The organism is Kocuria soli (assembly GCF_003797835.1).
Taxonomy (GTDB): Bacteria; Actinomycetota; Actinomycetes; order Actinomycetales; family Micrococcaceae; genus Kocuria; species Kocuria soli.
This window is the reverse complement of record NZ_RKMF01000009.1, coordinates 125001-145013: the sequence shown is the minus strand read 5'-3', so window position 1 is coordinate 145013 and position 20013 is coordinate 125001. Positions and strand designations below refer to the sequence as shown.

The window sequence follows — 20013 nt, the reverse complement described above, 5'->3', positions numbered from 1 at the left end:
CGAACCCTCTCGAAACTCGGCAATCGCGGGTGGATCAGCGAGTTTCGCGAGGGTTCGGCGGAAGGGGAAAGGGCGACGACGGCGTCGAGTGTGGTTTGCGCCCATGAACTCAGCGGTTTGCCGCCATGAACTAAGCTGTACAGCTATGGCCTCCATCGATTTTCCCGCGGAACTGCGTGACCTGCGCTCGACCTATGACTCCATCGCGGCGGTGTCCGACGTGGATCAACTGCGCGCGGACATCGCAGACCTCAACGAACAGGCGGCTGCACCCGACCTGTGGGACGATCCCGAGTCCGCCCAGAAGGTGACCTCCAAGTTGTCCCACAAGCAGGCGGAGCTCAAGCGCCTGGACGAGCTCGCCAGCCGGATCGACGACGTTGAGGTCATGGTGCAGCTCGCCGAGGAGGAGGACGACGCCGACACCCTGGAGATGGCGGGGGAGGAGCTCGAGTCGGTCAAGAAGTCCCTGGCCGACCTGGAGATCACCACGCTGCTCTCCGGTGAGTACGACGAACGCGACGCCGTGGTGACCATCCGCTCCGGCGCGGGCGGAGTGGACGCGGCGGACTTCGCGGAAATCCTGATGCGCATGTACCTCCGGTGGGCCGAGCGCCACGGCTACACCACCAAGGTCCTGGACACCTCCTACGCAGAAGAGGCCGGGCTCAAGTCCGCAACCTTCGAGGTCAAGGCGCCCTACGCGTTCGGCACCTTGTCCGTCGAGGCCGGGACGCACCGCCTGGTGCGCATCTCCCCGTTCGACAACCAGGGCCGCCGCCAGACCTCCTTCGCGGCGGTGGAGGTCATCCCGCTGATCGAGTCCGATGACACGATCGAGATCCCCGAGACCGAGTTGAAGATCGACGTCTTCCGCTCGTCGGGCCCCGGCGGGCAGTCCGTGAACACCACGGACTCGGCCGTGCGCATGACCCACATCCCCACGGGCATCGTTGTGTCCATGCAGAACGAGAAGTCGCAGATCCAGAACCGTGCGGCCGCCCTGCGCGTGCTGCAGTCCCGTTTGCTGTTGCAGCGCAAGCAGGAGGAAGAGGCCAAGAAGAAGGAACTGGCCGGGGACGTCAAGGCATCCTGGGGCGACCAGATGCGCTCCTACGTGCTCAACCCGTACCAGATGGTCAAGGACCTGCGCACCAACCACGAAGAGGGCAACCCCCAGTCGGTCTTCGACGGCGGCATCGACGCGTTCGTCGACGCCGGAATCCGCTGGCGCGCGGGTGCCCTGAACAACGCTTCCGAGGAGTAAGTCTGCTCCGTCGCGGTGCGGATCGAGCGGACCCAGAAACACATGGCAAAGAAACAGAACGACGACGGCCGCCGGATCGTCGCGAACAACAAGAAAGCCCGGCACGACTACGAGATCCTGGACACCTACGAGGCCGGACTGGCACTGATGGGTACCGAGGTGAAGTCCCTGCGGATGGGGCGTGCGTCGCTGATCGACGGTTACTGCGGATTCGATCGCCGCGGTGAACTGTGGCTGGAGAACGTGCACATCCCCGAGTACCTCCAGGGTTCCTGGACCAACCACTCCGCCAAGCGCCGCCGCAAGCTGCTGCTGCACGCCAGCGAGCTGGCCAAGATCGAGCAGAAAACCCGCGAAGCCGGCTTCACGATCGTGCCGCTGAGCCTGTACTTCGTGGACGGCAAGCGGGTGAAGTGCGAGATCGCCGTGGCCCGCGGCAAGCGCGAGTACGACAAGCGCCAGGCTCTGCGCGAGGCCCAGGACAACCGCGAGGCCCAGCGCGCGATGCGTTACCGCAACATGCGCTGAGTGCGGCCCTCCGCCGTCGTCGCTGCCTCATGCACCTTGTCCGCGGCGGCGGTGGACGGCTATGATGAAACGTCCGGATCCAGCGGGAACGCGAGGTTCCGGAAGTTGGTTGACAACCACATACGGGGATGATCGGTTTCGACGGTGTGAGTCGATTCGAGAGAAGCGGGTCGAGAATGCGCAGTCATCTCGTAAACGTTCTGTGCAAACCAATAAGTGCCAATTCCAAGCGCACTGACTTCGCTCTCGCTGCCTGATTCAGCGACAGCAGTCTGTCAGCCCGGGTTCGCCTTCGGCCCGGGACCTGGCATCAGCTAGAAGGCCAATGCTTCAGCAGCACGTCGCGGGCTGCTGAGGGACTTTCACGCGACTGAGCCCGTTGGTCACTTGTGTGCATGATGGCCAGGGCTGAGAAAATCACACGCACACTGCACCCGGAGAAGTCTTGATGACACTGCACCGGACGGGGGTTCAATTCCCCCCATCTCCACCATTTGTTCAGACGAGGGCCGTCTCCACCGTCACGGTGGGGACGGCCCTCGTCTGTGTACGACCAGGCCTGCAGGTTGCACTGTGGAAGACTGGAACCAGTCCAAGTCCGAGCACACCCAGGCACCGGAGGTCCACCGACGTGAGCTACGAACGTCCCCAGAACACGAACGATCCTTCCGCACAGCCCCCGCAGTACGGTGTGCGCGTCCCGGAGGCCCAGCAGGGCCGGTACGCACAGCCCGGGCAAGGTGGTCCCGACGGCGGCCGGAACGCCGAGGAGCCGTGGAACGACCATGCTCCGGCCCAGTCTGCTCAACCGACGCAGTACGGCCAGCCCGGTCACGGCGGCCAGAACTACTACGTCCCCGCGGCGGGCGGGAACAACCAGAACCCGTACGACCAGCCCTATGTGGCCCCGCCTGTGGCGCCGGGCCGTGGCCTGGCCATCGCGGCGCTTGTGCTGGGCATCATCAGCATCGTCCTGTTCTTCCTGGGCCTCACGGCTCTACTTGCCCTGCTGGGTCTGGTCTTCGCGATCATGGCTCTGATGAAGGCGCGCAAGTTCCCCGGATCCGGCAAAGGGCTGGGCATCACGGGCCTGATCCTCAGCATCGTGGGCCTGGTGCTCAGCGGCATTGCGCTGACCTTCTGGATCGTGGTCGGTGGAATGGCCTGGCAGATCATGCAGGATCCGGCCGCCCAGGAATGCATCTCGCAGTACATGGAGGACCAGGACCAGGCCGCCTACGAGCAGTGCCTCCAGGACGTCGTCAACACTTCCAATTCCTGACCTGTCTTCCTGACCTTCGCGGTGAAAGCCGAGTCAACGACGGCGCCCCTCGGCTTCCGCTGAACAGTTCACGGAAGGCGAGGGGCGCCGTCGTCGGTGGCGGGTACCCGGGTCAGTCGCCGATGAGTTCGAGCACCTGTTCGTGGAGCAGCCCATTGGTGACCGCGGCGTTGCCGCCGAACGGCCCGGGGGTGCCGTCCAGTGCCGTGAACCGTCCGCCGGCCTCTTCAACGATCGGCACCAGGGCGGCCATGTCGTGCAGGTTCAGTTCGGGTTCGGCTGCGATGTCCACCGCCCCCTCGGCCAGCAGGCAGTAGGACCAGAAGTCCCCGTAGGCGCGCGTCCGCCACACACGGTCGGTCAGGTCGATCAGTGCGTCGCGTCGGCCGAGTTCCTTCCACCCGGTCAGCGACGAGAAGGACAGGGAGGCGTTCTCGAGCTGATCCACCTGGGACACGCGGATCTGTTCGGCCTTGGCCAGGGAACGGCCGGTCCAGGCCCCGGACCCGGTGGCAGCCCACCAGCGTCGGCCCAGAGCCGGTGCGGAGACCACGCCCACCACGGGCTGGCCGTCGTCGATCAGGGCGATCAGGGTGGCCCACACGGGAACACCGCGGACAAAGTTCTTTGTGCCGTCGATCGGGTCGATCACCCATTGGCGGGAGCCGCCGCCCGTGCTGCCGAATTCTTCCCCCAGCACACTGTCACGCCCGCGGGCGCGGGCCAGCTGGGAGCGGATCAACTGCTCCGCCTCCCGGTCCGCGTCGGTGACCGGCGTCAGGTCCGGCTTGGTCTCCACCTGCAGGTCCTGGGCCTTGAAACGGCGCGTGGTCAGGGCATCAACGGCATCCGCGAGTACGTGGGCAAGGCGCATGTCATCGGTGTAGGTGCTGGGAGATCGCATGACCTCCAGGCTAGCCGATCACCTCATCGCCCCAGGTGCTTCTCGTTCTGCTCCTCGTCCCGCCCGGACCCGAGCAACCGGCGCAGGGACTCCAGCCGAGCAGGCCCGGCCTCTCCCGCGTGCCCGTCGGCCACCCACGCGTCCAGGGCACAACCCACGGCGTCTGCCAGGTGCGTGCAGCCCTTGGGGCAGTCGGCGATGGCCTCGCCGAGTTCGTCGAAGGACTCGACGATCCGGTCCGGGTCCACGTGAGCGAGCCCGAAGGACCGCACCCCGGGTGTGTCGATGATCCACGTCCCGGGTCCCGTGTCCGGGACGCGCAGCGCAAGAGCGGACGACGACGTGTGGCGGCCACGTCCGGTCACGGCGTTGACTCCGCCCGTGGCCCGGTCCGCACCCGTGAGCGCGTTGACCAGGGTGGACTTTCCCACCCCCGAGTGGCCGAGCATGGTGGAGACCTTGCCGTCCACGTGTTCGCGCAGTTGTTGGACCAAGGCGGGGTCCAGGGGGAGGGAGTCGTCGGAGGCCTCGGAGCCCGCACCGGCCGGGCCGGAGGTCAGAACCGTCAGATCCAGTGCACGGTAGTGCTCGATCAACCAGGCGGGATCCCGAAGGTCCGTCTTGGTGATGCACAACAAGGGCTCGATCCCTGCGTCGTAGGCGGCAACGAGGGAGCGGTCGATGAATCCCGTCCGCGGTTCGGGGTCCGCCGCAGCCACCACGATCACCAACTGGTCCGTGTTGGCCACCACCACGCGTTCCACGGGGTCGGTGTCATCGGCACTGCGCCGCAGCAGCGTTCGACGGTCCTCCAGCCGCACCAGTCGGGCCAGGGTGTCCGGGGCGCCGGTGGTGTCGCCGACCAGTCCCACCAGATCCCCTGCGACCACCGGGGTTCGTCGCAGGGCCTTGGCACGGACTGCGGTCACCAACCGTTCGTCGTCGGTGTCCTCGGCCACCACCGCCGTGTAGCGGCCCCGGTCCACGGTCACCACCCGGCCGGTCTCCGCGTCCTCGAACGCCGGACGTTCCTTGGTCCTGGGCCGGGTGCCCTTCTTGTTGGCCCGGACCCGGACGTCGGATTCGTCCCAGTCGTAGTCCACCGAATTCCGACGGTTGCTCATCCGCGCCCCCGCGCGGACCCGGTCACCATGTCCGCCCACAGCTCGGGGAACTGGGGGAGGGTCTTGGCCGTGGTCGCGATGTTCTCCACCCGTACGCCGTCAACGACCAGCCCGATCACGGCGCCCGCGGTGGCCATGCGGTGATCGTCGTAGGAGCGGAACTCGCCTCCTCGCAATGCGGCGGGTCGGATGATCAAGCCGTCGGCGGTCTCCTCCGCGTCCCCGCCCAGGCGGTTGATCTCTGCGGTCAGCGCGGCCAGTCGGTCGGTTTCGTGGCCCCGCAGGTGGGCGATCCCGCGCAACCGGCATTCGGAGGTGGCCACGGCGCAGATCGCCGCAACCGTGGGGGCCAGCTCACCGGCTTCGGACAGGTCCAGGTCCACACCGGTGACCACGCTCGGCCCCCTCACGGTGAACTGCCCGTCCTGGAGATCGACGGTGGCGCCGAAGCGCGGGAGGATCTGCGCCCAGTGAGCACCACCCTGAGTGGTCTCCTCCGGCCAGTGCGGGACGGTGACTGTCCCACCGGTCACCACGGCGGCGGCCAGGAACGGGCCCGCATTGGACAGGTCCTGTTCCACCCGCACGTCGAAGGCGCGAATCGGACCGGGGGCAACGGTCCACTGTGCGGGCACCGAATCATCCACCCGCACCCCCACCTGGTGCAGGACGTCGACGGTCATCTCGACGTGCGGCATCGACGGCACCGCGGCTCCGGCGGGGGAGTCGTGCCGCAGCGTCAGGCCTTCTGTGAACTGCGAACCCACCAGCAACATGGCGGTCACGAACTGGGAGGAACCGGCGGCATCCACGGACAGGACACCTCCGGTCACCGTGCCACCCTCGGCCGGGCCGTGGATCGTGAACGGCAGGGCGCCGGCGCCGCCGTCGTCCACCGTGATGCCGAGCCCACGCAGGGCCTGGACCACGGGTCCCATCGGCCGCTTGCGTGCGTGGGGGTCGCCGTCGAACTGAGTGGCTCCTGGAATCAGGGCGGCCAGTGGCGGCACGAATCGCATGACCGTCCCTGCGAGACCGCAGTCCACGGAACGCTGCCCGTCCCCACCGGTGAAGGGGCGTGGGATGGGCTCGATGCCCAGATCGGGGCCGTACGGAGAATCGCCCGGGATCTCGGTGATCGTGGCGCCCAGTTCCCGCAGCGCGGCGATCATCAGGGCGGAGTCCCTGGAGTGCAGGGGAGAACGCAACCGGCACGGTCCGTCGGCCAACGCAGCCAGAACCAGCCACCGGTTGGTCAAGGACTTGGAGCCGGGGACAGTCAGCGACGATTCGACGGGGTCGGCCCCCACGAACGGAGCCGACCACAGTGGATGGACCGTGGTCGGCTCTGTTGCGGTGGCTTTCCCGGACTCTTCGTGGACCACGAATTCTCCGTTCGAGCGCATGTCAGGTTGTGGTGCTGATCCGCGGATCAGCGCATCAGGCGGAGGCCGTCTTCTGTGCCTTCTTGGCCTTCTTGGCGGCTGTTTTCTGGGCCTGCTCCCACCGCTTGGAGGCGTCCTTGCCGATGCCCTCGGCCTGCTTCTGGACGTCGTTGACGAAGTGCTCGGCGCGCCACATCAGCGACGGGCTGCCTTCGGTGTCCACGGCGGCCAGCATGGTGGCGCCCACCAGGGACACGTTCTTGAGTGCGGAGTTGCGACGCGCGGCACGCTGTTCCTTGGTGCCGTTGTCCGAGGCACGGAAGTCCAGGTACGCGTTGACCGCGGTGGTGGAGACCAGCACGGAGGCCGCCAGGCGGGGGGCCTTGCCGAGGGCGAACATGGCAGCCGATGCGACCTGAGCCGCGGCCAGGCCCTGCGCCACGACGGCGGAGTTGTTCAGAGCCGGGGCCGCCTGCGGGACGGCACGACGCATGGTGCTCAGAGCGGGATCGAGGTGCTCTGCGGCTGCCGATGAGTTACGGAAGCTGTCAATACCGTTGACGATGTAACCGGTGGCCAGCAGCGGACGTGCGATGCGGCGGACGATGCTCATGGGGTCCTCCTAGACGTTTACGGGGGCCGAACGACGCCGGGAACCTGCGTCCCGGCCCTCCGACCTGTTCCATCCTAACCAGCCTTACGGGAGGCAGGAACATTCGCGACGGGCAGGTTGTTGCCGCTTGTGGTCGCGTCAGGGACGTGCAGCCCATTCAGCCAATGACGCGCCAAGCAAAAGACGAGAGCCAGAGACAAACGGGAAGGACGGTGCCGATGTGGCCGTGGACGCTCGAACAGCTGTGCTCGACCGAGAGCCGACCGTGGGCACCGCGGGCCTAGACTTGTCGGCAATGAACGACGACGACACCGTGCGTACCACTCCGGGCTCGCCCGGGGAGCCCAACGGGCGCAACGACCCGGAGGCGAGTGTGCCGCAAGAACCCGCGCCAGAACTACTCGAGGGCATCGATCCCGACCACGACGACTCCGCGGGGAACCCTGAGGACGACGCCGCGGAGGACAGCTTCGTGGACGTGGCCAACGAGACCCCCGCCGAACGCGCCGTGCGCTTCGAACGCGAGGCGATGGTGTACGTCGACCAGCTTTACGCGGCCGCTCTGCGGATGGCACGCAACTCAGCGGATGCCGAGGACTTGGTCCAGGAGGCCTACACCAAAGCGTTCTCCTCGTACCACCAGTACAAGCCGGGGACCAATCTCAAGGCCTGGCTGTACCGGATCCTGACGAACACCTACATCAACCTGTACCGCAAGCGTCAGCGCGAACCGCAGCAGGCCAACACGGACACGGTTGAGGACTGGCAGCTGCACCGGGCCGAACAGCATTCGTCGACCGGGCTGCGGTCGGCGGAGGTCGAGGCATTGGACCACCTGCCCGATTCCGACGTGAAGCGGGCGCTCCAGGACCTCCCGGAGGAGTTCCGGCTGGCGATCTACCTCTCGGACGTGGAGGGCTTCGCCTACAAGGAGATCGCGGACATCATGGCCACGCCCATCGGAACGGTCATGTCCAGGCTGCACCGCGGGCGGAAGCTCCTACGGGAGAAGCTCTCCGACTACGCGACGGACCGCGGCATCGACACCTCGGGCACGGGCCGACGCAAGACCTCAACGACTCAGGGCGCCACCACGAGCGCGAAGGCAGCGGTCACGGCCGCAGCGGGCACCGGGACCGACGGCGCCGCGACCGACCACCGACCGCAGGAAGCATGAGGGCAGGCATGAACGAGCAAGCCATCCAGAAGGAGTCAACAGCTCCCTCCGCACCGCTGGACGGTGCGGCAGCACCGTGTGGATGCAGTGGCGAACAGGTCGAGAGGATCTATGAGTACCTGGACGGGGCGCTGACCGTCGAGGACCTCAAGGAGATCGCCGCACACCTGGAGTCCTGCGAGGACTGCACTCATGAGAGCGAGCTCGAACAAGTCATCCGGACGGTCGTCAAGCGCTCCTGCAGTGAGACCGCGCCCGACACGTTGCGCTCGGCGATCATGACCCGCATCCACGAGGCCTGCGGGGAGACACCGAGAGGCTGATGCCATCCGTCATCCCGCCCGTCCCGCGAGGGGAACCGGACGAGAACATGGAAGGGGCCGGACACTCAGTGAGTGCCCGGCCCCTTCCATGTGTAGCCGAACGGCTGAGGAATCCACGCCGCGAGGGCGTGAGGTCTCAGGCGTTGGGCCGCTTGCCGTGGTTCGCCCCGTTCTTGCGGCGATCCTTACGCTTGCGTCCGCGCTTGCTCATGCGAACCTCCTAGATGTGCTGACCGGATGGGCTTGAGATTCTCGCCCGGGTCCAATCTGCTCCGGGGCGAGACACTGCCGACCATTCTCGCACATCCGCGAGCCCGCACCACCCAACGGCGGCAAAGCACACAGGCTGACCCGCGTGAGTACAGGCCGCGAACGGTCGGTCGGTCACTGAGGCTCGGGCAGGTCCAGCCAGGAGTACCACCCGCGGTGCAGAACCAGCCAGGCGATCAGACCGTACCCGGCTTGGCCTGGCTGACCGTCGTTGGCGGAGAGGTCCTTGCGCCACTGCTCGTGGTGCTGCAGCGGGTTGAAGGTGTCCACGTAGATGTGATTGCGGCGGGTGACCACGTCGGCGTAGGCCGCAGACAGGTCAGCGATCTTCCGGTTGCGATCCGCATCCAGCGTGGGGGGAGGGCCGACCACCAGGACCTTGATGTTGTTCTGGGATGCGGTGTCCACGATGTTGGCCATGTTGAGCCGCGAACGTGCCGTGGTGATGCCCAGGTCCACGTCCGCCGTCGACGGGGAGATGACCACGCGGTTGTCGGCTCCGGACGAGAACCGACGAGCGGCCTCGCCGAACCAGCGGTCGTTGAGGGTCTCACTACCTTCGCCCGGAGCGGCCAGAACGTACGAGGAAATCGGGACGACGTCGTGGGGGGTCCGCGCCAGCACACGGCCGTACCATCCGAGAGCTCGGGGGTCACCGGTGCCGGCCAGCAGTTCGTCACCGACCGCGACAATTCTGATCCTGCGTTGGTCCACAGCTGTCCTTCTTCGATCTGCTCTTGGGGGAGGGGTGGGTGGGGGGCATGGGTGCTTGCTTGTCAACGGTACACGGCGCCGCGCACTGTTCGTGCGCGGCGCCGTGTGGGTGGAGGTGACTCAGCGGTTGTCGAAGAGTTCCTCGAGGATCGTCTCGTTCTCCAGGGCGTGCCGCTTGGCCGAACCATTGGCCGGGGAGGCGGACGCGGGGCGGGAGATCAGGCGGACCTTCCGGTCGAGTTCCGGCACCAGGTTGACCGCCATGAACGGCCAGGCACCCTGGTTGGCGGGCTCGTCCTGCGCCCAGGCGACATTCGCCTCCGGGTAGCGGGCCAGCTCGGCCTTGATCTCCTCGAGCGGCAGCGGGTAGAGCTGCTCGACGCGCACGATCGCCGTCGTCTTGTCGCCGCGTTCCTTGCGGTGGGCGATCAGGTCGTAGTACAGGCGACCCGAGACCAGGACGACATCGGTGACCGCCTTGGGATCCAGGCCCGCCTGGTCCTCGATCACGGTCTGGAACGTGCCCGAGGTGAACTCCTCGATCGGCGAGGCGGCGGCCTTGAGCCGGAGCAGCTGCTTGGGAGCGGCCACGATCAGCGGCTTGCGCGGACGCGAGTAGGCCTGGCGGCGCAACAGGTGGAAGTGGTTGGCCGGGGTGGAGGGCTGTGCCACGATCATGTTCTTCTCGGCGCACAGCGTCAGGAAGCGCTCGATACGGGCCGATGAGTGGTCCGGGCCCTGGCCTTCGAAACCGTGGGGGAGGAGCATGACCAGCGACGAACGCTGACCCCACTTCTGCTCGGCCGAGGAGACGAATTCGTCGACGATCGTCTGGGCGCCGTTGATGAAGTCACCGAACTGGGCCTCCCACACCGTCAACGCGTCGGGACGCTCGACCGAGTAGCCGTACTCGAAGCCGAGGACGCCGTATTCGGAGAGCAACGAGTTGTAGATCGACAGGGGAGCCTGGTCGTCCATCAGGTGGTTCAACGGGGTCCACTCGTCACCGGTGACGTTGTCGAAGAACACGGCGTGCCGCTGCGTGAAGGTTCCGCGGCGCACGTCCTGGCCGGACATACGGACGGGGATGCCCTCCATCATGAGCGACCCGAACGCCATGATCTCGCCCATGCCCCAGTCCACGCCGCCTTCGACGGTCATCTTGGCGCGGCGTTCGAGCAGCTTGGTGAGCTTGCGGTGCACGGTGAAGCCCTCGGGGACCTCCAGGTGCACCTCGCCCAGGCGGCGAGCGGATTCCGCGGACACGGCGGTGGACCGGGGGATCGAGACCCCGGAGTCCGTCTGCTGGGCGGACGGGCGCTCGATGTTCGCGATCGCGGCGGCGTCGCCCGTGACCAGCGGGACGTCGGAGGTCTGGGCGTCGTGGGTCTCCGTGAACACCCGTTCCAGGCGTTCCTGGTAGTCCTTGAGCGCGCGATCCGCCTCTTCCTGGCTGATGTCACCACGGCCGACCAGGTTGGCGGTGTAGACCTTACGGGTCGAACGCTTCTGTTCAATTGTGTGGTACATCAGCGGCTGGGTCATCGACGGGTCGTCGCCCTCGTTGTGGCCGCGACGGCGGTAGCACATCAGGTCGATCACGACGTCCTTGTTGAACTTCTGGCGGTACGCCAGGGCCAGCTGACCCACGTGCGTCACGGCCTCCGGATCGTCGGCGTTGACGTGGAACACGGGAGCCTGCACGGAACGGGCGACGTCCGTGGCGTAAGCCGAGCTGCGGCCCGCCTCCGGTGCGGTGGTGAACCCGATCTGGTTGTTGACCACGATGTGCACGGTGCCGCCGGTCTTGTAGGCCGGGAGCTGGGACATCTGCATGACCTCGAACACGATGCCCTGGCCCGCCATCGCTGCGTCACCGTGGACCTGGATCGGCAGGACTGGGTAGGAACCGTCGCCTTCGGGACCGGCTGCCAGCACATCGGTCTTGGCGCGTGCGACGCCCTCGATCACGGGGTCGACGGCTTCCAGGTGTGACGGGTTGGCGCCCAGGTAGACCTGGGTCTGGTTGCCGTTGTCTGAGGTGAACGTGCCCTCCGTGCCCAGGTGGTACTTGACGTCACCGGAGCCCTCGGAGGCACGCGGGTCCTGGCTGCCCTCGAACTCGCGGAAGACCTGAGCGTAGGACTTTCCGGCAATGTTGGTCAGCACGTTGAGACGGCCACGGTGGGCCATGCCGATGACCACACCGGCCATGTTCTCGTCCGCGGCGTCCGAGATGACGGCGTCCAGCAGCGGGATGAGGGACTCGCCGCCCTCTAGGGAGAAGCGCTTCTGGCCGACGTACTTGGTCTGCAGGAAGGTTTCGAAAGCCTCTGCGGCGTTGAGTCGGCTGAGGATGCGGAACTGCTCGTCGCGCGTGGGCTTGGTGTAGCCCTTCTCGAGCTCGCCCTGGAACCACTCACGCTCGGCGGGGGTGTCCAGGTGCATGTACTCGACGCCTACGGTGCGGCAGTAGGCGTCACGCAGCAGGCCAAGGATGGTGCGCAGCGTGAGGGTCGGTGCGCCGCCGAAGCCACCGGTGGGCCATTCACGGTCCAGATCCCACAGGGTCAACCCGTAGGTGCGGATGTCCAGGTCCGGGTGGGTCCGCATGGTGTAGCCCACCGGGTTCATGTCGGCCATCATGTGGCCGCGCACGCGGTAGGCGTGGATCAGCTGCTGGATGCGGGCGACCTTGTTGACCTGGGTCTCCGGGTTGACCTGGTTGTCCTGGGCCCAACGGACCGGTTCGTAGGGAACCTTGAGGCCCTGGAAGATCTCGTCCCAGAACTCGTCGCCCAGCAGGTAGGACTCGACCAGCTTGAGGAACTCACCGGAACCGGCACCCTGGATCACGCGGTGATCGTAGGTGGAGGTCAGGGTGATGATTTTGGAGACGCCGATGCGCGACAGGGTGCGCGGGGAGGACCCGCGGTACTCGGCCGGGTAGTCCAGGGCGCCCACACCGATGATCGCCGCCTGGCCCTTGGACAGACGCGGAACCGAGTGCACCGTGCCGATACCACCGGGGTTGGTCAGGGAGACCGTGGTTCCGGCGTAGTCCTCCATGGTCAGTTCGCCCTTGCGGGCCCGCTTGACCATGGCCTCGTAGGCGTCCCAGAACTGACGGAAGTCCAGGTCCTCGGCGCCCTTGATGTTGGGGACCACCAGGTTGCGGGATCCGTCCTTGTTCGGAAGGTCGATGGCCAGGCCGAAGTTCACGTGGGCGGGCTGGATGGCAACGGGCTTGCCGTCCTGGACGTCGTAGCTGACGTTCATGGACGGGAAGTGCTTGAGTGCCTTGACCACGGCGTAACCGATGAGGTGCGTGAAGGAGACCTTCCCACCGCGGTTGCGGGCCAGGTGGGAGTTGATCACGATGCGGTTGTCGATCAGCAGCTTGGCCGGAACCGCGCGCACGGTGGTGGCGGTGGGGACGGTCAGGGAGGCGTCCATGTTCGCGGCGACTGCCTTGGCGGGGCCGCGCAGCTTCACGATCTGGTCCTGGGCCTCCTGCTCAGCGGGTGCCTTGCCAGAGGTCGATGCAGCTGAATCCACGGTGGTCTTCTTCTCCTGGGCCTGAGTCGCGGTGGCCTTGGGTGCCTGGGCCTTGCTGGTGGGAGCCTTTGCGTCGGCGCTCCCGGATGTTGTGGCTCGCTCGGCGGCCTCCTGCTGAGCCGCTGGCTTGGGCTGGACGTCGGAGGTTGCCTGCTGCGGCGTCTTGGGCGGCCCGGCCTCGGTGGTCGCGGCCTCGTCGGAACGCTGCGAGGTGGCTGGGGCCTTCTCGCCGGTCGGAGCCTCGGCATCGGTCTTGGAATCGGTCTTGGTGCCGGAGGAGTCCGTAGCGGCCTGGGTACCGGCCTGGGTACCGGCCTGGTCGCCGTCAGCCTTGTCCATGGCCTCGAAAATGGGCCACCAGTCCCTGTCCACCGTGTTCTTGTCGGCTCGATACCTCTTGTAGAGGTCCTCGACGAGCCATTCGTTGCCCGCAAACTCTTCGGGGATCAGGTCTCGTGGTGTGCTCGCCACTTGGCTACGCCTCATTCTCTCGTCTTGATCCGGTGACCCTCATTGGTCACGCCAGTCGGCCGCGAACCCGGCAGAGATCCCGGTCCCGAGAATCGGTGGGTGATCTGGGCCGCGACGTGGGCGACCAACGCTGGTCACCCACGGTCACCGACCTTGCCCGTCGATCTCGAGACGCCGTCAGCAGCCGGACGGTCGCACTTCGCGCAAGTCTAGTGTTCGCGGCAACATACGGCCAACAGCTGACGGCCGATCGGCGGGTCCACCGGTTCGCCGTCGTCACAGTTCGTGACCCGCGGAATCCGGCACCCGGTGTGCCGCGGTGGCGAATGCAGGACCCTCGCCCTCGACATGGCGGACAGGTGCTCCGTGCGCCCGTTACGCCCTACAGTTGTGCGCGTGCGTTTTCTCAACACCCCCGTCACGGATCTGACCTACAACGACGTGTTCCTGGTGCCGTCGTCCTCGCGCATCACCTCGCGCTTCGACGTCGACCTGCGCACGGCCGACCCAACGGGTGCGACCACTCCGTTGGTGGCGGCGAACATGACCGCCGTGACAGGTAAGCGCATGGTCGAGACCATGGCTCGACGCGGAGCGTTGGGCGTTCTGCCGCAGGACATCCCGGCGGACGTGGTGGCGCGGGAAACGGCCTGGGTCAAGAGCCGGTCACCCCACTTCGAGTCGGTGCGCTCCATGCGGCCGCACGACACCGTTCACGATGCCCTGGCCAAGTTGCGTCGGCATGCTCACGCGTCGATCGTGGTCACCGACGACGACGGCCGGTTCCAGGGCCTGGTGCTGGAGGGCGACTGCCAGCAGGTCGACCGGTTCACGCAGCTGCACGTGGTCATGCGCACGGATGTCCCCGTGTTCACGGTCGACGAGTTGACCGCGGGGAAGACGAGCGACTCCGGTGCACCGTCCGCGGGTGCCGCCGGGCTCTACGAGGCGATGGCCCAGGCCAGCACCCGCTTGGAACGCGCCCGCGTGCACGTGGCTCCGGTGGTCGACGGCGAGCGGGTGGTCGGGGTGATCAGCCGTCAGGGCGCGGTTCGCTCCACGATCTACACGCCCAACCTCGATGCCAACGGTGCGCTCAAGGTCGGCGCGGCCGTTGGCATCAACGGGGACGTCGCGGACAAGACCCGACAGTTGGTCGAAGCCGGAGTGGACGTCCTGGTCGTGGACACCGCCCACGGACACCAGCGGAAGATGGTGGAAGCCCTCTCGATCGTGCGCGAAACCGCCCCGGACCACCCGATCGTCGCTGGCAACGTTGTGACCGCCGACGGCGTGCGGGACCTGGTGGACGCCGGTGCCGACATCGTGAAGGTCGGCGTGGGGCCGGGGGCGATGTGCACGACGCGCATGATGACCGCCGTCGGGCGCCCGCAGTTCTCGGCAGTGCTCGAATGCTCCGCGGCTGCGGCTGAACTCGGTGCCCACGTCTGGGCCGACGGTGGGGTCAAGTACCCGCGAGACGTGGCGCTGGCCTTGGCCGCGGGGGCCAGCCAGGTCATGATCGGGTCCTGGTTCGCCGGGACCTGGGAGGGGCCGGGGGAGCTCAACCAAGACGCTGACGGTCGCTACTACAAGGAGAGCTTCGGAATGGCCTCAACCCGTGCCGTTCTCAATCGGACGCAGGGCCAGGAGGCCTTCGAGCGTGCCCGGAAGGCCATCTTCGAAGAGGGCATCTCGAGTTCCAAGATGTACCTGGACCCGCGACGCCCTGGCGTGGAGGACTTGGTCGATCACATCACCGCCGGGATCCGCAGCTCGATGACCTACGCCGGTGCGACCAACCCGCGCCAGTTCGCCGACCGCGCCGTCGTGGGGGTGCAGAACCTCTCCGGTTACGAGGAGGGTCAGGCTCGCCGCGAGAGCTGGGGCTGACGCCGCCCCTCTGTTCGCAGGAGGGTCTGCTACGATCCCAGCGCACATGAAAATCATTATCAAGTAGACGTACCGACGCGCTGCTTGATGCACCGCGGCCCCGGGCCGCTTAGAAATGGACAGACTCTTGCGTCTCCGAAACAACACCCCACGTCAGTCCACGAAGCCCAGGCGCGGTTCACCTTCGGGTAGCAGCACCCGCCGCGGCGTGGCCGCCTTGGTGGGCATCGGGTCGCTGGCGCTCGCCGGTTGCTCGGCAGGGCAAGGGCAGTCCGATGACGACGTGATCACCGTGGTGACCACGACGGCGACCTACGCGGATGTGGTGGAGCAGGTGGCGGGTGACCGTATCGGCTCCGGCGTTGAGGTCATTCCGGTGATTGATTCACCCACCCAGGACCCCCATTCCTACGAGGCGACTCCGCAGGACAAACTCACGGTGCGTGACGCCGACCTGGTGGTGCTCAACGGTGGCGGGTACGACGCCTTCATGGAGGACCTGGCCGCGGAAACGGACGCACCGGTCGTCGACGCCGTCGAGGTGTCGGGACTGGAGGAGGCTACCGACTCCGCTGGCGGACACGGCGATGAGCACGACGACGAACACGCAGACGAACATTCCGAGGAGCATTCCGACGAGCACGGTGCGTCGAGCGGACACGACCACGGTTCGTTCAACGAACACGTCTGGTACGACCTGGACGCCATGGGGTCACTGGCCGGTGCGGTGGCTGAGGAACTCGGTGCTCTGGACGCCGAGCACGCCGAGGTCTACACGGGCACCGCGGACGAGTTCCGGGGTTCGGCCGAGGAACTGCACCACCGCGTGACCGAGCTGGAGCTCTCGGGTGACTACCTGGCGACCGAGCCCGTGGCCGACTACCTCCTGGAGGACGCGGGGCTGCACAACGTGACACCGACGGCCTTCACAGTGGCAGTTGAGGACGGCACCGATGCCTCGCCGTTGGTCTACGACGAAGTCCGGCAGATGATCGCCGGTGACGATGGTGCGGATCTTGCGCTGCTGGCCTACAACGAACAAACGGCCACTGGGCAAAGCGACGATCTACGGGCCGAAGCGGAGGGCGTCGACCTGCCCGTGCTGGCATACAGCGAGTCCATTCCCGATGACCAGGACTACCTGAGCTGGATGAGCGAGAACGTGGATCATCTGGAACGAACGTTGGGTAAGAGCACCGCCCCGACGGACAACTCCGCCCCGACGGAAGCGAGTGGATCCTGATGAGCGCCCGGTCTCACGCGGTGCAGCCGGTGGCCTCCTTCCACGACGCCGCCCTCTCCTTCGGTCACCGCTCGCTGTGGCAGGGCTTGAACCTGGACATCCAGCCTGGTGAGTACATCGCCGTGCTGGGCGGGAACGGGACCGGAAAGACCTCCCTGCTGCGCGTCCTGCTCGGCCTGCAGCGGCTCAGCCACGGCTCCGTGCAGGTGGCCGGACACCCCGCCCGGCGGGGTTCCACGGACATCGGGTACGTCCCCCAACAGCGGGCTTTCGACGACCGGACCCCGTTGCGGGGGCGCGACCTGGTGGGCATGGGACTCGACGGTCACAGGTGGGGTCTGAGGGCCCTGGGCCGACGGGCTCACCGTGCCAAGGTCGAGTCCCTGCTGGAGCGCGTGGGGGCGCTCGACTACGCGGACGCCCCGGTGGGCGAGCTCTCCGGGGGTGAACAACAGCGACTCCGGGTGGCGCAGGCACTGGCCACGGACCCGGGCCTGCTCCTCTTCGACGAGGCCCTGCTTTCCCTGGACCTTCGACGGCAACAGCAACTTGCGAGTCTGGTGGCGGAACAGCGTGACCGTACGGGTGCCGCTGTGTTGTTCGTGACCCACGACGTCAACCCGATCATCGACGACGTCGACCGCGTGCTCTACCTGGCCAACGGGTCCTTCCGGATAGGGGCGCCGTCGGAGGTGCTACGTTCCGAGGTCCTTTCCGACCTCTACGGAACGCGCGTCGAGGTCATGAACGCGGCGGGCCGTGTTCTGGTGGTCGGTACCGAGGTCCTAGACCACTGCCATGCACCCGAACGACCGGAAGGGGTGGTCCTGTGAACTGGGACGTCACCTGGGAGAACCTGGTGGGCTCCGTGTTCGTCTTCGAGCGCTACGGGGAACTGTTGGTCCTGCTGCAGAACTCGATCTGGGCCGGTGCGCTCATCGGGTTGGTGGGGGGGATGATCGGCACGTTCGTGATGATGCGTGACATGGCATTCTCCGTCCACGGGATCGCCGAGCTGTCCTTCGCGGGCGGGGCGATTGCCTTGCTGGTGGGCGCGGACATCGTCACAGGGTCGCTCCTGGGCTCGATCCTTGCTGCCGTGATCATGGGGGTCGTGGGGGCGCAGTCCCGGGAATCCAACTCCGTGGTCGGCGTACTGATGCCTTTCGGACTAGGCGTGGGAATCCTGGCGCTGGCCCTCTACCAGGGGCGCAGTGCCAATCGGTTCGCGCTGCTCACGGGGCAGATCGTGTCCGTGGACGAGGTCCAACTGGTGTCCATGGCCGTTCTCTCCGCCGTGGTGATCGGCGGGCTGCTGTTGGTCTGGCGCCCCCTGACGTTTGCCAGCACGGACCCGTTCGTGGCGCAAGCACGGGGGCTGCCCATTCGTGGCCTGTCGATCCTCTTCATGCTGCTGCTCGGGGTCGCAGTCGCGCTGTCCGTGCAGATCGTGGGTGCCCTGTTGGTCCTGGCACTGTTGATTTCGCCCGCCGCGGCGGCCATGAACCTGTCCGCCTCGCCCGTCAAGATCGTGATCCTGTCCGTGGTGTTCGCGGAGGCGGCCATGGTGGGAGGCATCCTCCTGGCCCTGGGCGGAGCGCTGCCGATCAGCCCGTACGTGACCACCATTTCATTCCTGATCTGGGTCGGCTCCTGGGCCCTCCGGAAGATCAGGACCTCCAGCGGTGGCCGCACGGGGACCGACGACGCCCACGGTCACGTCACCGGCGACGACGGCTACAGCAACACCGGGACGGCGCCGGGCACTCCGTCAACGGTCACGGGTAGCTCGCCCAGCGGCTCGCCGTCGGCATAAACCACGTGTTGGCCGGTGATGCGCACGTGACTCACCGGTGTGATCTCAACCTGGCGGACGCTGACGTGGTCACCCGTGTAGATCGACGGGAACAGCCGTAGGAACCGCAGCCTGGTCAGCGGGTCCACCACGAACAGATGGAGGCGCCCGTCGGTGGGGTCTGCCTCCGGGACAATGCGCAGACCGCCACCGATCGACGACGTGTTGGCCACGTTGACCATGAGCGCCTCCCTGCACTGCAGGGAGGACGACCCGGTGCGTTCCGGTGTCGGCGCGGACAGATCACGCGGAGACTCTGAGGGCTCCGGGGTCGGTGTGACGGCGAGGCCGTAGATGTGCGGCGGGTGTCGCACCACCTCCACGGCCAGGGCGAACAGGTACTTGAGGGAACCCGCCGGTCGCTTCCACCGATTGGCCCGCTGGTTGACGGCAGCGTCGATCCCCGCGCACAGGGCGGTGGCGAACCAGGCCGTCGATCCGTCGTCGAAGCGGACCCGTCCCAGATCCATGGGTATGGGCCCGAGGTCCAGACGTCTGAGGATGCGCCCGGCCGCGGCCTCGGGGTCGTCGTGAGGAGTACCCCAGTGCCGCGCAAGATCATTGCCGGAACCGCACGGAACCAGCCCGAAGGGGATTCTCGTACCTCGCTCGGCGGCGTGGTCGAGCAGCACGTTGAGCACCAGGTGGGCCATGCCGTCTCCACCCACGGCCACGACGGCGCACGGCGCCTCCGCCAGGTCGGTCAAGGCGTGCTGCAGGGAAGCGCTCCAGGTGGCCATGGTCCCGGGCTCACCCTCGGGTGGCTGCGTGCCGAGGATCTGGGTGCTGTACCCGTTGGCCCGGAACACGGCCGCCGCTGTGCCGGCGGCGCGAGCAATCCGACCGTTCTTGGCCGTGAGATCTCCGACCAGCACAATCAGCCGCGCGTCGACGGGTCCGGAGGCCTGCACCGTGTTCACGGGCCGACTCACCCTCGGTCGTCCGAGTTGGCCGTGCGACCGGTGTCCGCGCGGCACTGCCGGCACAGACCGACGATCTCGATCGTGTGGTCCAGGTCCGTGTAACCGTGCGCACTGGCCGTGCGTTCCGCCCAGGCCTCCACGGCCGGAGCTTCCAGCTCCACGGTCGCTCCGCACGCGCGGCAGACCAGATGGTGGTGGTGGTGTTTTGCTTCGCAGCGACGGTAGATCGCCTCGCCGTCGTCGTTGCGGAGGACGTCCACCTCCCCGGCTTCCGCAAGGGACTGGAGCACGCGGTAGGTGGTGGCCAGGGAGACGCGCTCGCCGCGGTCGCGGAGACGGCTGTGCAACTCCTGGGTCGAGATGAAATCCGTGCGGGAGTTCAGGGCGGCGCGCACGGCGCGGCGCTGCTTGGTGTTGCGGGCCTGACCGGTGGTGGGCTCTGCCTGCCCCGTGGGGGGTGGTGCGGAGTCTGCCGAACTCACG

General features: G+C 67.0%; 18 protein-coding genes and 1 other RNA gene. 10 read left to right on the top strand and 9 right to left on the bottom strand.

The features are described from left to right. The first annotated feature begins 145 nt into the window (after positions 1 to 145). The 4 genes from prfB (at position 146) to EDL96_RS08120 (ending at position 3077) form a co-directional block, all read left to right on the top strand. Positions 146 to 1267 (top strand): peptide chain release factor 2, encoded by a 1122-nt coding sequence (gene prfB, locus EDL96_RS08135; RefSeq protein ID WP_123825285.1) that lies wholly within the window; start codon positions 146 to 148, stop codon positions 1265 to 1267. Positions 1268 to 1309: 42 nt separating this feature from the next. Beyond that, positions 1310 to 1795 carry an SsrA-binding protein SmpB gene (gene smpB / locus EDL96_RS08130; protein ID WP_123825284.1) on the top strand — a complete coding sequence of 162 codons (486 nt, stop codon included), beginning with the start codon at positions 1310 to 1312 and terminating at the stop codon, positions 1793 to 1795. Positions 1796 to 1919: 124 nt separating this feature from the next. Continuing rightward, positions 1920 to 2288: a transfer-messenger RNA gene (ssrA, locus tag EDL96_RS08125) on the top strand. A 138-nt stretch (positions 2289 to 2426) separates the two neighbouring features. Next, a complete protein-coding gene (locus EDL96_RS08120) occupies positions 2427 to 3077 on the top strand; it encodes a DUF4190 domain-containing protein (RefSeq protein ID WP_123825283.1) in 651 nt (216 codons plus the stop codon). Between the two features lie 112 nt (positions 3078 to 3189). Here EDL96_RS08120 and hisN read toward each other — a convergent pair whose 3' ends face one another. From hisN to EDL96_RS08100, 4 genes are read right to left on the bottom strand one after another with little or no spacing between them, the layout of a single operon-like run. Beyond that, positions 3190 to 3981: a histidinol-phosphatase gene (gene hisN, locus EDL96_RS08115; RefSeq protein ID WP_123825282.1), complete on the bottom strand. Its 792-nt coding sequence runs from the start codon at positions 3979 to 3981 to the stop codon at positions 3190 to 3192. A gap of 23 nt (positions 3982 to 4004) precedes the next feature. Beyond that, a complete protein-coding gene (rsgA, locus tag EDL96_RS08110; RefSeq protein WP_123825281.1) occupies positions 4005 to 5105 on the bottom strand; it encodes a ribosome small subunit-dependent GTPase A in 1101 nt (366 codons plus the stop codon). Beyond that, positions 5102 to 6511 carry a 3-phosphoshikimate 1-carboxyvinyltransferase gene (gene aroA / locus EDL96_RS08105; protein ID WP_123825280.1) on the bottom strand — a complete coding sequence of 470 codons (1410 nt, stop codon included), beginning with the start codon at positions 6509 to 6511 and terminating at the stop codon, positions 5102 to 5104. The genes rsgA and aroA overlap by 4 nt, the downstream gene beginning before the upstream one ends. 34 nt (positions 6512 to 6545) lie before the next feature. After that, positions 6546 to 7103 carry a DoxX family membrane protein gene (locus EDL96_RS08100; RefSeq protein ID WP_123825279.1) on the bottom strand — a complete coding sequence of 186 codons (558 nt, stop codon included), beginning with the start codon at positions 7101 to 7103 and terminating at the stop codon, positions 6546 to 6548. A gap of 295 nt (positions 7104 to 7398) precedes the next feature. Between EDL96_RS08100 and EDL96_RS08095 the strand changes: the two genes are divergently transcribed. Both EDL96_RS08095 and rsrA read left to right on the top strand, forming a co-directional pair. Beyond that, a complete protein-coding gene (locus EDL96_RS08095) occupies positions 7399 to 8280 on the top strand; it encodes a sigma-70 family RNA polymerase sigma factor (protein WP_123825278.1) in 882 nt (293 codons plus the stop codon). 8 nt (positions 8281 to 8288) lie between these two features. Next, positions 8289 to 8603, top strand: coding sequence for a mycothiol system anti-sigma-R factor (gene rsrA / locus EDL96_RS08090; RefSeq protein ID WP_123825277.1), 315 nt, complete (start codon positions 8289 to 8291; stop codon positions 8601 to 8603). Positions 8604 to 8739: 136 nt separating this feature from the next. Here rsrA and EDL96_RS14035 read toward each other — a convergent pair whose 3' ends face one another. The 3 genes from EDL96_RS14035 to EDL96_RS08080 form a co-directional block, all read right to left on the bottom strand. Next, positions 8740 to 8814, bottom strand: coding sequence for a 50S ribosomal protein bL37 (locus EDL96_RS14035; RefSeq protein ID WP_397545869.1), 75 nt, complete (start codon positions 8812 to 8814; stop codon positions 8740 to 8742). Positions 8815 to 8987: 173 nt separating this feature from the next. After that, positions 8988 to 9587, bottom strand: a complete 600-nt coding sequence (locus EDL96_RS08085) for a DUF459 domain-containing protein (RefSeq protein ID WP_123825276.1) — start codon at positions 9585 to 9587, stop codon at positions 8988 to 8990. A gap of 120 nt (positions 9588 to 9707) precedes the next feature. Continuing rightward, positions 9708 to 13616, bottom strand: a complete 3909-nt coding sequence (locus tag EDL96_RS08080) for a multifunctional oxoglutarate decarboxylase/oxoglutarate dehydrogenase thiamine pyrophosphate-binding subunit/dihydrolipoyllysine-residue succinyltransferase subunit (protein ID WP_407656926.1) — start codon at positions 13614 to 13616, stop codon at positions 9708 to 9710. 396 nt (positions 13617 to 14012) lie between these two features. Between EDL96_RS08080 and guaB1 the strand changes: the two genes are divergently transcribed. The 4 genes from guaB1 (at position 14013) to EDL96_RS08060 (ending at position 18568) form a co-directional block, all read left to right on the top strand. Further along, positions 14013 to 15509 carry a GMP reductase gene (guaB1, locus tag EDL96_RS08075; RefSeq protein ID WP_123825274.1) on the top strand — a complete coding sequence of 499 codons (1497 nt, stop codon included), beginning with the start codon at positions 14013 to 14015 and terminating at the stop codon, positions 15507 to 15509. Between the two features lie 208 nt (positions 15510 to 15717). Next, positions 15718 to 16752 carry a metal ABC transporter solute-binding protein, Zn/Mn family gene (locus EDL96_RS08070; RefSeq protein ID WP_233568774.1) on the top strand — a complete coding sequence of 345 codons (1035 nt, stop codon included), beginning with the start codon at positions 15718 to 15720 and terminating at the stop codon, positions 16750 to 16752. Further along, complete coding sequence (locus EDL96_RS08065; protein WP_123825272.1) at positions 16752 to 17585, top strand: metal ABC transporter ATP-binding protein; 834 nt, start codon at positions 16752 to 16754, stop codon at positions 17583 to 17585. The genes EDL96_RS08070 and EDL96_RS08065 overlap by 1 nt, the downstream gene beginning before the upstream one ends. Then, a complete protein-coding gene (locus EDL96_RS08060; RefSeq protein WP_123825271.1) occupies positions 17582 to 18568 on the top strand; it encodes a metal ABC transporter permease in 987 nt (328 codons plus the stop codon). Before EDL96_RS08065 ends, EDL96_RS08060 begins: the two co-directional genes overlap by 4 nt. Here the strand turns inward: EDL96_RS08060 and EDL96_RS08055 are convergent. Further along, positions 18490 to 19527 (bottom strand): diacylglycerol/lipid kinase family protein, encoded by a 1038-nt coding sequence (locus EDL96_RS08055; RefSeq protein WP_158609553.1) that lies wholly within the window; start codon positions 19525 to 19527, stop codon positions 18490 to 18492. The two genes, EDL96_RS08060 and EDL96_RS08055, sit on opposite strands and share 79 nt — an antisense overlap. Positions 19528 to 19535: 8 nt before the next feature. After that, the gene (locus tag EDL96_RS08050) at positions 19536 to 20012 is read right to left on the bottom strand and encodes a Fur family transcriptional regulator (protein ID WP_123825269.1); all 477 of its coding nucleotides are present in this window, start codon (positions 20010 to 20012) and stop codon (positions 19536 to 19538) included. Position 20013 lies beyond the last annotated feature (1 nt).